General features: G+C 74.6%; 14 protein-coding genes. 4 read left to right on the top strand and 10 right to left on the bottom strand.

The annotated features are described in order from the left end of the window. Window positions 1–9 precede the first annotated feature (9 nt). Entirely contained in the window at window positions 10–2,157 is a 2,148-nt protein-coding gene (locus tag HDR73_RS07380) for a bifunctional metallophosphatase/5'-nucleotidase (RefSeq protein ID WP_041464506.1), read from the top strand. 112 nt (window positions 2,158–2,269) lie between these two features. Beyond that, window positions 2,270–3,697, top strand: coding sequence for an amidase (locus HDR73_RS07375; RefSeq protein ID WP_041464507.1), 1,428 nt, complete (start codon window positions 2,270–2,272; stop codon window positions 3,695–3,697). A 25-nt stretch (window positions 3,698–3,722) separates the two neighbouring features. Here HDR73_RS07375 and HDR73_RS07370 read toward each other — a convergent pair whose 3' ends face one another. After that, complete coding sequence (locus tag HDR73_RS07370) at window positions 3,723–4,460, bottom strand: sulfite exporter TauE/SafE family protein (protein ID WP_041464508.1); 738 nt, start codon at window positions 4,458–4,460, stop codon at window positions 3,723–3,725. A gap of 131 nt (window positions 4,461–4,591) precedes the next feature. Between HDR73_RS07370 and HDR73_RS07365 the strand changes: the two genes are divergently transcribed. Together HDR73_RS07365 and HDR73_RS07360 are read left to right on the top strand one after the other, a co-directional pair. Then, window positions 4,592–5,533 carry a siderophore-interacting protein gene (locus HDR73_RS07365; RefSeq protein WP_012298827.1) on the top strand — a complete coding sequence of 314 codons (942 nt, stop codon included), beginning with the start codon at window positions 4,592–4,594 and terminating at the stop codon, window positions 5,531–5,533. A gap of 2 nt (window positions 5,534–5,535) precedes the next feature. Continuing rightward, complete coding sequence (locus HDR73_RS07360; RefSeq protein ID WP_012298828.1) at window positions 5,536–5,940, top strand: SIP domain-containing protein; 405 nt, start codon at window positions 5,536–5,538, stop codon at window positions 5,938–5,940. Between the two features lie 23 nt (window positions 5,941–5,963). Here the strand turns inward: HDR73_RS07360 and HDR73_RS07355 are convergent, their stop codons facing one another. From HDR73_RS07355 to HDR73_RS07315, 9 genes are all read right to left on the bottom strand, one after another. Beyond that, window positions 5,964–6,842: an SDR family NAD(P)-dependent oxidoreductase gene (locus HDR73_RS07355; RefSeq protein ID WP_012298829.1), complete on the bottom strand. Its 879-nt coding sequence runs from the start codon at window positions 6,840–6,842 to the stop codon at window positions 5,964–5,966. After that, the gene (locus HDR73_RS07350) at window positions 6,839–7,231 is read right to left on the bottom strand and encodes a hypothetical protein (RefSeq protein WP_012298830.1); all 393 of its coding nucleotides are present in this window, start codon (window positions 7,229–7,231) and stop codon (window positions 6,839–6,841) included. Before HDR73_RS07350 ends, HDR73_RS07355 begins: the two co-directional genes overlap by 4 nt. After that, window positions 7,228–8,661 (bottom strand): dihydrolipoyl dehydrogenase family protein, encoded by a 1,434-nt coding sequence (locus tag HDR73_RS07345; protein WP_012298831.1) that lies wholly within the window; start codon window positions 8,659–8,661, stop codon window positions 7,228–7,230. The genes HDR73_RS07350 and HDR73_RS07345 overlap by 4 nt, the downstream gene beginning before the upstream one ends. Before the next feature lie 57 nt (window positions 8,662–8,718). Next, window positions 8,719–9,558 carry a crotonase/enoyl-CoA hydratase family protein gene (locus HDR73_RS07340; RefSeq protein ID WP_049791906.1) on the bottom strand — a complete coding sequence of 280 codons (840 nt, stop codon included), beginning with the start codon at window positions 9,556–9,558 and terminating at the stop codon, window positions 8,719–8,721. A 70-nt stretch (window positions 9,559–9,628) separates the two neighbouring features. Beyond that, window positions 9,629–10,471: an arginase family protein gene (locus HDR73_RS07335; RefSeq protein WP_012298833.1), complete on the bottom strand. Its 843-nt coding sequence runs from the start codon at window positions 10,469–10,471 to the stop codon at window positions 9,629–9,631. Window positions 10,472–10,561: 90 nt separating this feature from the next. Then, the gene (locus HDR73_RS07330; protein ID WP_041464509.1) at window positions 10,562–11,212 is read right to left on the bottom strand and encodes an NADPH-dependent F420 reductase; all 651 of its coding nucleotides are present in this window, start codon (window positions 11,210–11,212) and stop codon (window positions 10,562–10,564) included. A 94-nt stretch (window positions 11,213–11,306) separates the two neighbouring features. Then, a complete protein-coding gene (locus HDR73_RS07325; RefSeq protein ID WP_041464510.1) occupies window positions 11,307–12,050 on the bottom strand; it encodes a PspA/IM30 family protein in 744 nt (247 codons plus the stop codon). 108 nt (window positions 12,051–12,158) lie between these two features. Continuing rightward, a complete protein-coding gene (locus HDR73_RS07320) occupies window positions 12,159–14,210 on the bottom strand; it encodes a TPM domain-containing protein (RefSeq protein ID WP_012298836.1) in 2,052 nt (683 codons plus the stop codon). An 88-nt stretch (window positions 14,211–14,298) separates the two neighbouring features. Beyond that, on the bottom strand, window positions 14,299–14,769 hold a 471-nt coding region (locus HDR73_RS07315; RefSeq protein WP_287136298.1), incomplete at its 5' end, for a 2'-5' RNA ligase family protein.

Genomic DNA, 14,769 nt, shown 5'->3' with positions numbered 1-14,769 from the left:
TGTCCCCGCATGCGCCCTGCTCCCACCCGCCGCCCCTCCGGAGCCGCGCGCTCCGGCGCCCTCGCCCTCGTGGCGGGCCTCTCCGCCACCGCGGTGTTCGGCCTTGGTGCCGCGCCCGCATCCGCCGACGAGGTCCCCGTCGCCATCGACGTCTACTCGATCAACGACTTCCACGGCCGCCTGGAGACCACGTCCTCCACCGCGGGTGCCGCCGTGATCTCCGGCGCGTTCCAGCAGGCGAAGGCCGAGAACCCGAACAGCACGCTCATCTCCGCGGGCGACAACATCGGCGCCTCCACCTTCACGTCGCTGTCGCAAGCCGACCAGCCCACGCTCGACGCGCTGAACGCGATGGGCGTCTCCGTCTCGACCCTCGGCAACCACGAGTTCGACCAGGGCCGCGACGACGTCGACGGCCGCGTCGTGCCCGCATCCGACTTCCCCTACATCTCGGCGAACCTCTACGAGAACGGCACGAAGGAGCACGCGTACGCGGCGTACGACGTGCAGGACATCGACGGCGTGCGCGTCGCGTTCGTCGGAGCCACCACCGAGTCGCTGCCCGAGCTCGTGAGCCCGGCGGGCCTCGCGACGCTCGACGTCGGCAGCGTCGTCGACGCCTCCACCGCGACCGCCCGCGCGCTCCGCGACGGCGACGACGCGAACGGCGAGGCCGACGTGGTGGTGCTCGTCGTGCACGAGGGCGCGTCCACCTCCGACGAGTCCTCCCTCACCGACGACTCGGTCTTCGGCCGCATCGTCACGGGCGTGCAGGCCGACGTCGACGCCGTGATCTCCGGCCACACGCACCTCGGCTACGACTACGAGCTCAGCGTCGCGGGCAAGGCCCTGCCGCTGCCCGTGCTGCAGACCGGCAGCTACGGGACGAACCTCGGGCACCTGTCGCTCACGGTGGATCCCGCCACCAAGGCCCTCACGTCCATCTCGAGCGAGCTGGTGCCGCTGCTCACGACCGACGGGAAGCCGGCGTTCCCGGCGGATCCCGCGGTGCAGCGCATCGTCGACGACGCGGTCGCGAAGGCCGAGGTCATCGGCAGCCGCACGGTCGGCGAGATCACGGGCGACATCACGCGCGCCCGCCAGGCGGACGGCTCCGAGAACCGCGGCGGCGAGTCGACGATCGGCAACCTCGTCGCCGACGCGCAGCTCTGGGCCACGCAGGCGGACCTCGGCACCGAGATCGCCTTCATGAACCCGGGCGGCGTCCGCCAGGACCTGGTCGTGGCATCGTCCGGCGCGGGCGACGCCGAGGGCGAGGTGACCTACAAGGAGGCCGCCATCGTGCAGCCGTTCGCCAACACGCTCACGACCGCGAGGATCACGGGCGCCGGCGTCAAGGCCGTGCTGGAGCAGCAGTGGCAGCCCGAGGGATCGTCGCGGCCGTTCCTCAAGCTCGGCCTCTCGCGCGACCTCACCTACACGTACGACCCGACGGCCGCGCGCGGCGAGCGGATCACGGGCGTGTTCTTCCAGGGCGCGCCGGTGGATCCCGCGCGCGTCTTCACGATGGTCGCGAACAGCTTCCTCGCGGAGGGCGGCGACAACTTCACGGAGCTCGCGAACACGACCGAGCAGAGCGACTCCGGCCGGGTCGACCTCACGGCGTTCGTCGACCACATCACCGAGTTCTCGCCCGTCGAGCCGGACTCGGCGACGCGCTCCATCGGCATCGTCGACACCACGGACGCCGCACCCCGCGCCGGGCAGGAGCGCTCGTACGAGCTGTCGTCGCTCCTCGTCTCGAACGCGCCCGTGCAGGACACCGAGGTCGTCACGCTCATCGACGGCGAGGAGGTCGCGCGCACGCCGATCGACGCCGCGGTCGTCGACACGACCGACGAGCAGGGCCGCGCGAGCGTGCGCTTCACGGTGCCGGCCGACCTCGCCGCGGGATCCCACCAGCTCGCGTTCCTGCTGCCGAGCACGGGCGCGTCGGTGCTGTACGCGCTCGACACGGCGTCCGGATCCGTCGTCCCGTCCGGCACGGGCACGGTGCCCGCGCCGAGCACCGAGCCGACGCTCGCGGCGACCGGATCCGAGGCCGGACCCGTGCTCGGCACCTCGCTCGCGGCGCTCGCGCTCGGCCTCGCGCTCGTCGCGTTCCGCCGCCGCGCATCGGCGGTCGCGCGCCGCTAGTCAGCAGCTGTCCGCGCGGGCGGGGCGGGTGCCGGGACGACCGGTGCCCGCCCCGACCGTGCGTCCGGTGCCAGCCGGTCGGCCCGCCCCGACCCCGGCCTACGCTGGAGCGGTGTTCGAACTCCACCACCTCAGCGCCCACCACCTGTGGGACCAGCTCCAGCGCGGCGAGGTCACCCCGACCGAGCTCGTCACCCACTACCTCGAGCGCATCGAGCGGCTGGATCCGCAGCTCGGCGCCTTCACGACCGTCACCGCCGACCGCGCCCTGGAGCGCGCGCGCCACGTCGAGCGCGAGGTGCCGCGCACCGCGCCGCTCTGGGGCCTGCCCTTCGGCGACAAGGACCTCTCCGAGCGCGCGGGCGTCCGCACCACGTTCGGCTCGCGCCTCTTCCGCGACCACGTCTCCGACCGCACCGACGCGATCCCGCAGGCGCTCGACGACGCGGGCGGCATCAGCCTCGGCAAGACCAGCGCGCCCGAGTTCGGCCTTCCGTCGTACACGGAGAGCCTCGTCGCGCCGCCCGCCCGCACGCCCTGGGACACGACGCGCGGCGCCGGCGGATCCAGCGGGGGAGCGGCCGTCGCGGTGGCAGCGGGTCTCCTGCCGTTCGCGCCGGGATCCGACGGCGGTGGCTCGGTGCGGATCCCCGCCGCGGCCACCGGCCTCGTCGGCCTGAAGCCGTCGCGCGGCCTCGTGCCCGCCGGATCCGGGCAGGAGTCGCTCGCCGGCCTCGTCGTCCCCGGCCCGCTCGCGCGCAGCGTCGCGGACGCGGCCATGCTGCTCGACGCCATGATCGGCCGGGTCAACGGCCGGATCCCGCACCCCTTCACCCTGCGCGCGCCCGAGGACCCGGACGGCGACCTCCTCGGCGCGGCCGTCCGCGGCGAGGGCCGCTTCCAGATCGGCGTGATGACGACGACGCCGTGGGACGACGCCTACGAGATCGTGCGGGACGCCTCCGCCGACGACGCCCTCGCGATCGCCGTGCGCGAGCTCGCGACCATCGGCCACGGCCTCGAGGACCTCGCGCTTCGGCCGGACCCCACCTACGCGCCCGCGTTCCGCACCATCTGGCAGGCGGGCGCCGCGGGGATCCCCGCCGAGGGCGACCAGCTCGACCTCCTCGAGCCGCTCACGCGCTGGCTCGTGGAGCGCGGCCGGGCCCTCTCGGCGCGCGACCTCGCCCGGGCGCTCGCGCAGCTCGCCGCGTACGAGCGCAGCGTCATCGCGCAGTTCGCGCACGTCGACGCCGTGCTCACGCCCGCCCTCGCGCTGGAGCCGCGGCCGGTCGGCTGGTACGACGCCGAGGACGGCGAGCGGAACTTCGCCCAGCAGGTGCAGTACACGCCGTACACGTCGTTCGCGAACGTCACGGGCCTCCCCGCGATCACCCTGCCCGTGCACCTCACCGACGACGCCCTGCCGATGGGCGTGCAGCTCATCGGGCGGCCGGGCGGCGAGTCGACGCTCCTCGCGATCGGCCGGCAGCTCGAGCGGCGGCTGCGCTGGGAGCGGCGGCACCCGCCGCAGTGGTGAGCGGGCGCCGGGCCGACGGGATGCGCTAGCCGAGCCCGCCGACGCCCTTGACGATCGCCGTCACCGCGCCCGCGAAGGCGAGCACCACGACGGCGGCCCGCGCGCCGCGGGTCGGGATCCGGGGCGCCAGCAGCGTGCCCGCGCCCACTCCCGCGACGAGCGTCACCACGATCCCGACCCACGCGGCCGTCCCGAGGTCCGGCCAGCGGTCGGGCGCGAGCACGAGCTTCGTGATCAGCGACGCCGCCCCCGTGGTCAGGAAGAACGGCTGCAGGGTCGCCGCGAACGGGCGCTGCTCCCACCGGCTCACGACCGCGTAGACGCTCACGCTCGGGCCGCCGATGCCGGCCGCCGCGTTCATCACGCCCGCGGCGAAGCCGAAGCCGGCCATCACGCCCGGGCCGTCGACCACGCGGGTCGTGCGGCGCAGCGCGAGCGAGGTGGTGAGCGCGGCGACGAGCAGCAGTCCGATGCCGATCTCGAGCGCCGGCTCCGGCAGCAGGTAGGCGAGGAGCGCGCCCGGCACGATCCCGACCACCGCGGGTCCCGCGAGCAGGAGGTAGCGGCGCCACTCGACGTCGCGCCGCACGCCCGCGAGGATCAGCGAGGCCGACAGCACGCTGCACAGGTTGACGATCATCACGCCGTCGAACGGCCCGAGCAGGATCACGAGCACGGGCGCCACCACGAGCGCGAAGCCGAGGCCCGTCACCCGCTGTGCCACCGCGCCCACGAACACGGCGACGAGGACGGGGGCGATCACCCTGACATCCTCCCGTGGATCCCCGCCCCGATCCGCCGCCCGCCCTCGCCCCCTGAGGTAAGGCATGCCATACTTAGGCTGTGCTTACCTCCACCGCGACCCTCGCCAGCAGCACGGCAGAAGCCTCGGCCGTGGTGGATGCGCAACCCGCGGTCGAACGTCCCGCCTACCGGCCGTTCGCCGCCCGCGTCGCGCGCACCGAGCGCCTCAGCCCCACCTTCCTGCGGATCACGTTCCAGAGCGACGACCTCCGCGACTTCGGCGACGAGTGCCTCGACCAGCGCATCAAGCTGCTGCTGCCGGTCGCCGAGCACGGCCTGCCGGATCTCACCGGCGTCGGCGGCGACGACTGGTTCGCCTGGTGGCGCGCGCTGCCCGACGCCGAGCGCAACCCGCTCCGCACCTACACGTCCCGCGCGGTCCGCCGCGAGCTCGGCGAGGTCGACGTCGACTTCGCGCTGCACGGCGACATGGGCCCCGCCTCCCGCTGGGCCGGCGGCGCCCAGCCCGGCGACGAGATGGTCGTCATCGGCCCCGACGCCCTGAGCCCCGCGCGCGGCCTCGGCATCGAGTGGCACCCGGGCGCCGCCCGATCGCTGCTCCTCGCGGGCGACGAGACGGCCGCCCCCGCGATCTGCAACATCCTCTCCTCGCTGCCGGACGACGCCGTCGGCTGCGCCTTCATCGAGGTGCCGGTCACGGGCGACCGCCTCGACGTGCGCGTGCCGAAGGGCGTGAACCTCAGCTGGCTGCCGCGCGATGGCCGCCCGAACGGGTCGCGCCTCGAGGAGGCCGTGCGCCGCTGGGTCGACTGCCACGTGAAGGTCGGCGCCATCGCCGCACCCGAGGTCGCGCTCGCCGACGAGGCCCAGCCGCTCGCCGAGGACGACGCCGATGGCATCGTCTGGGACGCGCCGGTCGTCCACGAGGGGTCGACGCTCTACGCGTGGCTCGCGGGCGAGTCCGGCTGCATCAAGGCGCTGCGCCGCTTCCTCGTGCGCGACACGGGCATCGATCGCCGCCAGGTCGCCTTCATGGGCTACTGGCGCGCAGGCTCCGCCGAGGGGTCCTGACGATGGCCGGATCCACCCGCACGCGCGCCGCGAAGGGCACGAAGCGCCGGGTGCTGTTCGTCACCGACGAGACCGGCCTCGACCAGACGCAGGCCGCGCTCGCGGCTCTGCCCCTGTGTACCCGCGGCAGCGTGTTCGTGGAGGTGCCCGACGCGTCCGTCGAGGTCGCGCTCGCGCACCCGCCGCGCATGGTCGTCACCGTCATCGCGCGTGATGGCCGCGGGGTCGACGGCGAGCCCGCCGCGCCCATGACGGCGGTCGCGCGCGCGGTCGGTGCGTGGGCCAGCGAGATGATGGTGTTCGCCGCGCCGATCTCCGATGAGCACCCGGTCACCGAGGTCAGCGTTCTGCTCGGCGGGCACGTCGGCGGCCACGACGACCTGCTGCACCTGCTCGCGACGCGCTGACGCGGATCCGCCCGCTGCCGCGCTCAGCGCCGAACGGGTCCGTCGGTCCCGGACGCGAGCTCCAGCGCCGCCCAGAGGTCCCGGCCGAGCTGCGGGTCCGCGGCCTGCGCGGTCGTCTTGCCGTCGGGCGTGAGCTGGTCGTAGTACGTGCCGTTCGGCGCCGCCAGGTCGGGCACCGACACGAGCTGCACGAGGGGCACGGCACCGGCCTCCGCGGAGATGCCGTAGGCGCCCATCGAGAGCGCGAGGAGCGCCTTCATCACGGTGCTGTCGGATCCGAACGACGTGCGCACGAGCCCCGGGTGGAACGAGCACGCCTCGATGCCGCGCGGGCCGACGCGCTCGGCGAGCGTGCGCATCATCAGGATCATCATCGCCTTCGACGTGCCGTACGCCTGCCAGCCGCCGGACCACGGGCGCTTCCGCCAGTCGAGGTCGTCGAGGCGCACGCGTCCCCACAGGTTCGCGCGGCTCGCGGTGCCGATGACGCGCACCGGGCTCGCGTCCCCGCCGAGCGCGTCCTGCGTCTCCTCGAGGCGGGGGAGGAGCAGGCGCGTGAGGAGGAACGGCGCGAGGACGTTGCGCTGGAACGTCGTCTCGTGGCCGTCCGTCGTCGTCGCGCGCCGCGGCACGAGGCTGCCGGCGTTGAGGGCCAGCACGTGGATCCGCGGGCAGGTCGCGAGGAGCGTCGCCGCCAGGGCGCGCACCTCGTCGAGCCGGTCCATGTCGGCGATGGCGTGCCGCGCGCCCAGCTCGGCCGCGATGCCGCGCGTGCGCTCGGGATCGCGCCCGACCACGACGACGTCGGCCCCGCGCGCGTGTAGCTCCCGGGCGGCGATGCGGCCGATGCCGGAGCTCGCGCCCGTGATGACGACGGTGCGGCCGTCGAGCGGCCCGGTCACCGGTAGCCGCCCTTCTCCAGGCCCGCCTCGATCTCGAAGCGGTTGCGCAGCGGATCCCGCCCCGCCCACCAGTACAGCAGCGGCATCAGCAGCCCGTACCGGCGCCACTGCACGACGTGCACGGCCTCGTGCTCGAGCACGGCCGGACCGGCGTTGTCGCGCGTGAGGTAGACGCGGCCGACGCACGTGCCGCCGCGGCCGAAGACCCAGGACGGCAGGCCGCTGAGGACGATGAGGTCGCCGTGACGGCGCACCTCTCCCGTGCTCAGCGGGAGGCCGATCGCGAGTCCCACCGCGGTGGCGACGCCGCTGCCTGCGCGCGAGACGGGGGAGTCGAGCAGGACGCCGCGGACGGCACCCGCCACGGCGCCGAGGCCGGCGCGGATCACGCGGTCGGCCGGCCGTACGTCTCGAGCAGGCGCAGCCACACCTCGCTGATGGTCGGGTACGACGGCACCGCGTGCCAGAGCCGCGCGAGCGGCACCTCGCCGACGACCGCGATGGTGGCCGAGTGCAGGAGCTCGGCGACGTCGGGTCCGACGAAGGTGACGCCGACGATCACGCCGCGGTCCTCGTCGACGACCATGCGCCCCTGCCCCGCGTAGCCGTCGGCGTGCAGGCTCGAGCCCGCGACGGATCCGAGGTCGTAGTCGACGACGCGCGCGCGGATCCCGGCGTCGTCCGCCGCCTTCGCCGTGAGGCCGACGCTCGCGACCTCCGGGTCAGTGAACGTGACCTGCGGGACGGCCCGGTGGTCGGCCGTCGCGACGTGCACGCCCCACGGGGAGTCGTCGACGGTGCCGCCGGTCGCGCGCGCGGCGATGACCTCGCCGGCGGCGCGCGCCTGGTACTTGCCCTGGTGGGTGAGGAGCGCACGGTGGTTGACGTCGCCGACGGCGTACAGCCACGGCGACTCCGCGTTGACCCCGCCCGTGACGAGCATCGTGTCGTCCACGTCGAGGTAGGCGCCGGCCTCGAGGCCCACGGTGTCGAGGCCCAGGTCCTCGGTGCGCGGGGTGCGGCCGGTGGCGACGAGCACCTCGGCGGCCGTGACGGAGGATCCGTCGGACAGCTCGACCGTGACCTCGTCGCCGTCGCGAGCGACGCGGGAGGGCGAGGCGCCGAGGCGCACATCGACGCCCATGCCCTTCAGGCTGTCGCCGACGAGCTCGCCCGCGAAGGGCTCCTGCCCGCCGAGCAGGCCGCTGCGGGCGACGATCGTGACGGCGCTGCCGAGCGAGGCGTACGCGGTGGCCATCTCCGCCGCGACCACGCCGCCGCCGATGACGACGATGGAGGTCGGAACGACCTCCACGCTGGTGGCCTCGCGACTCGTCCAGGGCTGCGCCTCGGCGAGGCCCGGGATGTCGGGGAGGAGCGCGGCGGTGCCGGTGGAGACGACGACGGCGTGCGCCGCCTCGTGCTCGGCGACGGATCCGTCGGGCGCGGTGACCGTGACGCGGCGCGGCCCGGAGATGCGGCCGTGGCCGCGCGCGAGTTCGATGCCGATGCCCTCGAGCCAGCTCACCTGGCCCTGGTCGTCCCAGGAGCTGGTGAAGGAGTTGCGGCGCTCGAGCACCGCGGCGACGTCGAGCTCGCCCGTGACGGCCTCCCTCGATCCGGCGACGGCGCGCGCCGCACGGAGGGCGCTGCCGGAGCGGAGGAGCGCCTTGCTCGGCATGCAGGCCCAGTAGGAGCACTCGCCTCCCACGAGCTCGGACTCGACGACGAGCACGGAGAGCCCGCCCTGCTTCGCGCGGTCGGCGACGTTCTCGCCGACGGGGCCGGCACCGATGACGATGAGGTCGTAGGAGGTCATGGTCCCGACCCTACGCCGGGCCTCCCGCGCATCGGCCGGGCGGCTTCGGTCGGCGGATCAGCGGCCGACGAAGTCCGCGGGACGCCGGTCGGCTGCCGCCCGCATGCCGCGCGCCGCGTCCTCGGAGGAGGCGAGCCGCACGAGCTCGACGGGGAGCGCGGCGGCCGCGGCCTCGTGCCCGTCGCGGAGCGCTGCGCGGGCGTTGCGGAGCGTCGCCTGCACGGCCAGCGGGGCCTGCGCGGCGATGCGCTCGGCGATGCCGATCGCCGCATCCAGCTGCTCGCCGTCGGGCACCACGAGCTGCACGATGCGCATGCGACGGGCCTCCTCCGCGTCGAACGGGTCGCCTGTGAGGATCCAGCGCATGGCGTCGGCCCAGCCCGCGACCGCGGGGAAGCGGAGGGTCGCGCCGCCGAACGGGAGGATCCCGCGCGCGACCTCGATCTGCCCGAACCGCGTGCCCGAGGCCGCCACCACCACGTCGCTCGCGAGCGCCAGCTCGATGCCGAGCGTGAGGCACGTGCCCTGCACCGCGAGGACGACGGGCTTGCCGACGCCGTCGCCCGCCATCCGCCACGGGTCGACGCCGTCCTCCGGCACCGTGTCGAGGCCGCCGCCGGGTCCGCGACCGATGTGCGGCGCCACGTCGGCGAGGTCGAGCCCGCCCGTGAAGTGGTCGCCGATCGCGTGCACGACGCCTACCCGCAGCTCGGGATCGCGGTCGAGCAGGCCGTACGCGCTCGCGAGCTCGCGGAGCATCCGCATGTCGGCGGCGTTGCGCTTGGCCGGCCGGTCGAGTCCGATGAGCAGCAGGTGCCCGCGCCGCTCGACGCGCACGCGCGGTGCGTCGTCGGCCGGGTGGTCGGCGGTGGATGCGGTGCGGGCGTCGTCGCTCACGGCGGTCTCCTTCGATCGTCCCCGCCAGCCTCGCAGGGCCGACCGTGCGGGCGCGACCACCCGTACGGGGTCAGACCGGCCCGGTCAGCGCCCCGATGATCCGCAGGATGGTGCCCATGTCGTCCACGGCCGCCGCGGGGGAGGAGGGGGCGAACTCCGTGATCCCGGCGCCGGCGAGCCCGAACGACCGGCGCATCGCCTTGATCGACTCGGTGACGGCCGGCACGTCGAGCCCGAACGGCTCCGGGTGGCCGACTCCGGACATGGCGCCCGGGTCGAGCACGTCGAGGTCGACGTGGACGTACACGTCGGTGGCGCCGGTCGCCGAGACGGCGGCGACGAGCGCCTCCGGCCCCACGGCGTCGACGCCGAGCAGCGTGATGCCGCGCGCGTCCACCAGGTCGGACTCGGCGTCGTCGAGCGCGCGCACGCCGGCGAGCACGACGCGGTCGGCCGTGACGGCGCCTGCGGGCAGCTCCAGGCCGTCGACGCCCTCGCCGATGGCGGCGCGCAGCACCATCCCGTGGAAGGCCCCGGTCGGCGAGGAGGCGGGGGAGTTGAGGTCGGCGTGCGCGTCGAGCCACACCACCGCGAGGCCGGGATGCGCGGCGGCGGCGTGCCCGATGGACGCGATCTCCACCCCGCAGTCGCCGCCGATGGTGACGAGCGGACCCGCACCGGCCGCGGACGCCGCCCGCAGCGCCGCCTCCTGGCGGGTGCGCACCGCGAGGAGCGACGCGTAGCGGAGCACGCCCGTGCCGAGCGACTCGCCGGCCTCGACGGGCACCTCGACGACGTGCGTGGCGGACGCCGGCAGGTCGCCGCGTATCGCCTCCGCCCCGTCCGCGAGCCTCATGGCGCGGGACGAGCCCGAGCCCTGCCATTGGGGGACGACGACGAAGGAGGCGGGCACGTCCTCAGTATCCCGTGCGGGGCCGGACATGGCGATGCCCGCCGCCTGCGGTCGTGGCCGCGGGCGACGGGCGTCGTCGTGGGGAGGGGGCTACTCCATGTCGCGGTAGCGCTTCGCCTCGGTGAGCGCGGTGCGGAGGCCGTCGGCGTCGAGCGCCGGGCCGTATCCGGGGGTGTCGCGCTGGATGCGCCAGCCCTCCGCGAGCGGTCCCGCGTCGACCGCGTCGTAGCCGAAGGAGTCGAGGATCGAGGTGACGGTCGCCTTCGCGTCGGCGTCGTCGCCCGCGATCACGAGCGCGCGGCGGCCCGGCGTGCCGGCGGGCGTGCCGTGCTCCGTGAGGTCGGCGGCGTAGATGTGGTTGAACGCCTTGACGACCTTCGACTCGGGCAGGTGCCGCTGCAGCATCTCCGCGGTCGTCGTGGTCTCGTCGTCGAGCTCGGCGATGTTCCCGTCGCGCTCGGGGTAGTAGTTGTCCGTGTCGATCACGATCTTGCCCGCGAGGGGCGCGACGGGGACGCTGTCGATGTTCTTCAGCGGGATGGTCACGACGACGATCTCGCCGGCCTCGGCGACCTCCTCGACGGTGGCGGCGCGGGCGCGGTCGCCCAGCTCGTCGATCAGGTCGGTGAGGGTCTCGGGGCCGCGGGAGTTGGCGATCACCACGTCGTGGCCGGTGGAGGTGAACAGGCGGGCGAGCTGGCTGCCGATGAGTCCGGCGCCGATGATTCCGATGTTGGTCATGGGGGAGGGAACGGCTCGCACCCGGCAGGCATTCCCCGCGCGGACGACGACGGGCGCCGCTCCCGGAAGATGCGGCGCCCGTCGTGGTGTGCGGCTACTCGCCGGACGTGACCTGCTTCGGCGCGGATCCGCCGGACTTGAGGGCGGCCAGGCGCGCCTCGACCTCGGTCAGCTCGCCGAGGTCCTCGAGCTCCTCGAACTGCGCGTCGAGGCTGGAGGCCTGCAGCTCCTCGGCGCCGCGGACGCGGGCCTCCTCGCGGCGGATCTTCTGCTCGAAGCGGCTGACCTCGCTGGTCGGGTCCATGATGTCGATGCTCTTCATGGCGTCCTGCACCTGCGACTGCGCCTGTACCGTCTTCTGGCGGGCGTTCAGCTCGTCGCGCTTCGACGACAGCTGCTGCAGCTTGCCGCGCATGGTGTCGAGACCCTGCTTGAGCTTCTCGACGACCTCGGTCTGCGACGCGATGGTGGGCTCGGCGCCCTTCGCCTCGCTCTCCGACTGCATCTGGCGCTGGAGGGCGACGCGGGCGAGCGCGTCGAACTTGTCGGCGTTGGGGGTGTTGCCGGCGCCCCGGTACTCGTCCGCCTTCTGGCTCGCGGCGAGGGCCTTGCGACCCCAGTCCTGCGCGGCCTGGACGTCCTCGCGGTGGTCGTCCTCGATCATGCGGAGGTTGCCGATGGTCTGGGCGACGGCGCTCTCGGCCTCGCGGATGCTCTCCGTGTAGTCGCGGACCATCTGGTCCAGCATGAGCTGCGGGTCCTCGGCCTGGTCGATGAGGTTGTTGATGTTGGCCTTCGCGAGCTGGGCGATGCGGCCGAGGATGGACTGCTTGGACATGGGTGCTGCTCCTTCTCGTCTGGTGCTTCGTCGGAATGGGTTGATCATGGGTCGCTCTCGTTCTCGTCGTCCTGGTCGTGCGCGTGATGCGGGCGTCGCGGCGTGTGGCTAGAAGCTGCCGCCTCCGCCGCCCCCGCCGAATCCGCCGCCTCCACCGCCGCCGAATCCGCCGCCTCCACCGCCGCCGAATCCGCCGCCGCCTCCGCCGAAGCTGCCTCCGCCGAATCCGCCGCCTCCACCCCAGCCGCCGCCTCCGCCGCCACCGCTGAGGAGACCGCCGATGATGCCGCCGACGACCGCGCCGCCGATGCCGGATCCACCGCCCATGAGACCGCCGCCCCCGCCGTAGCCGCCGTATCCGCCGCCCTGGTCGAGGTCGCGCTGTGCGGCCTCGATGGCCTGCGCGGAGTACGCGGTGGCGGCCTGCGATGCGGCGACCGCCCGCACGGGGTCGCGCGGGGCGGCCTCGTGCGCGTCGTCGAGCGCGCGCTGGGCGTGGGCGAGGCGCGTGCGCGCCTCCTCGCCGACCCCGCCGCGACGGGTCGAGATGAAGTCGCGCGCCGTGGCCACCTGGCTCTCGGCGGTCGAGAGCGCGCGCGGGAGGTAGCCGATCGCGCGCTGCACCTGCTCCTGCTGCTCCCGCACGGGCGCGAGCGCCTCGTCGAGACGCGCCTCCGCCTCCTGCAGCAGCGTGACGCTCGTGAGCGGATCCGCGAGCCGGCCCTGCAGCGGCTTCGCGTCGGCGATGGCCTGCTCGGCCGCCTCCACCAGCCGCGTCAGCTCCGGCATGCGCCCGCCGCGCTGGGCGGCGCGGGCGTCCTGGATGTCGCTGCGGACGTCGGCGATCTCCTCCTGCACGCGCGTGGACGCGTGCTCGAGGTCGGATGAGACGCGGTCGACGCCGTCGAGGAGCTTGCCCGCCTGGCCGACCGCCTGCTGCGCCGCGCGCACCTTGACGGCGATCTCGCCGGTCGAGGCGCGGTCGCCCGCGCGGATCGCCTCGGCGGCCTCCTGCGCGGTGTCGGTCGCGAAGGAGAGGAGCGAGCGGGCCTGGTCGACGTTGCCGGTGACGGTCGTCATCGACGGGCCGGCGTAGCGGCGGCCGAGCAGATCGACCGCCTCCTGCGTCCGCTCGATCCGCGTCTTCAGTGCCTCCGCGTCGGTGACGATGGCGGCGAGCGTCTGCGGCGCGTTCTTCTCGAGCGCGCGCAGCTCCTCGAAGGACTCGGCCTGCGCGTCGAGCTCGGCCCGCGCCTCCTCGCACAGGTCGACGATGCGGGCGGCCCAGGTGCGGCGCTCCTCGTCGGTGTCCTCGATCGTGTCGTCGAGCTTCTGCTTGAGCGCGAAGGCCTCGCGGACCTTGCCGCCCGCCGAGACGAGCACCTCGCGGTAGGGGCCGACCGCGCCGGATCCGAACTCCGCCTCCGCGAAGCCGACCTCCTGCTCGCTGGTCTCGAGCGCGTCGTCGAGCTGCACGAGCATGCTGCCCGCGCGCTGCTCGGCCGTGCGCATCTCCGCGAGCGCGACCTGGCGCGTCGCGGCGATCGCCTTCCGCTTCCTCCGGCGGCCGACGAGCGTCGTGCCGACGGCGGCCACCAGGATCGCGCCGAGCACGAGGAGGAGGACCAGCCCGAAGTCGATGCCGGAGTCGTTCCCGCCGGAGGGGGTGGTGCGGGTGTCGGCGACGCTGCCGGTGCGCGCGACCGACTCCATGCCCTGGGCGGTCGCCACGGCGGCGCCCGACCAGTCGTCGGCCCGGAGCTGGGGCACGATCACGGTCGTCTCGAATGACTCCTGGTCACCCGACACCTGGCCCGTGGGGAAGGCGTACTCGCGGCCGTCGACGGCCACGGCGAGCAGGGCGTCGGAGCTGCCGAAGCTGTTCGCCTGCTTCGTCTCCTGGCCCCAGGCCTTTGCATCCGACGCCCCGGTGAAGGTGTCCACGTACGCGACGTGCAGCGTGACGCCGGTCTGCTGCTGGAGCTGGTCGATCGCCTGCTGGATCTGCTGCTCCTGCGCGGGCGTCACCGCGTCGGCCTGGTCGAGGATCGTCGCCCCGCCGAAGTCGACCGGCTCCGTGGCCTGCGCCATCTGGGGCACCAGGGCCCCGGCCAGGCCGAGCGCGAGCGCGGCCCCCAGCAATCTCGCGGACCGCGGCATGCGACTCCTCCGTCGTCTCAAGTGCGTGCTCCATCCAGGCTAGTGGCGCGGGTGCGTGCGGTGGCCGTGAGGATCGCGGCCGCGCGGGTCACGCGAGCTCCGTCACGGTGCGGTCGTGCGGGTCCCAGCGGCGGAGGCCGGCAGCCGGGGCGTCGAGCGGGTCGATGCGGCCGAGCGCCGCGCCGAGCTGCTCGCCGGTGAGCCGGACCGCGAGCGACACGTGCGGTGTCCACGACCCGGGGCGGGTGTGCGGCACGACGTCGACGTCCTCGTCGTCCGCTTCTCCTGGGGAGCCGTCGACGGCCGCGTGGATCCGCGCGTGCAGGTCGAGCAGCGCCGCGTCGACCACGACCTGCCGGGCCAGCACGAGGCCGCGCGGTGGGACGCCGAAGACCACGAGCCCGCCGAGGCGGAGCGTCGGGAGCGGGCCGGCCGCGGCCACGGCGCGGACTGCGTCGTCCGCGGATCCGCCGAGGCCGTCGGCCGCCAGCAGCGTCACGTGCGGGCGGTTCGTCTCCCCGGCGTGGTCGGCGAGGCTCGGCAGGCCGGCGCCGGCGAG

This window comes from Clavibacter sp. (genome assembly GCF_014802555.1).
In the GTDB taxonomy this organism is placed as follows: Bacteria; Actinomycetota; Actinomycetes; order Actinomycetales; family Microbacteriaceae; genus Clavibacter; species Clavibacter sepedonicus.
This window is presented reverse-complemented; position numbering and strand designations above follow the sequence as displayed.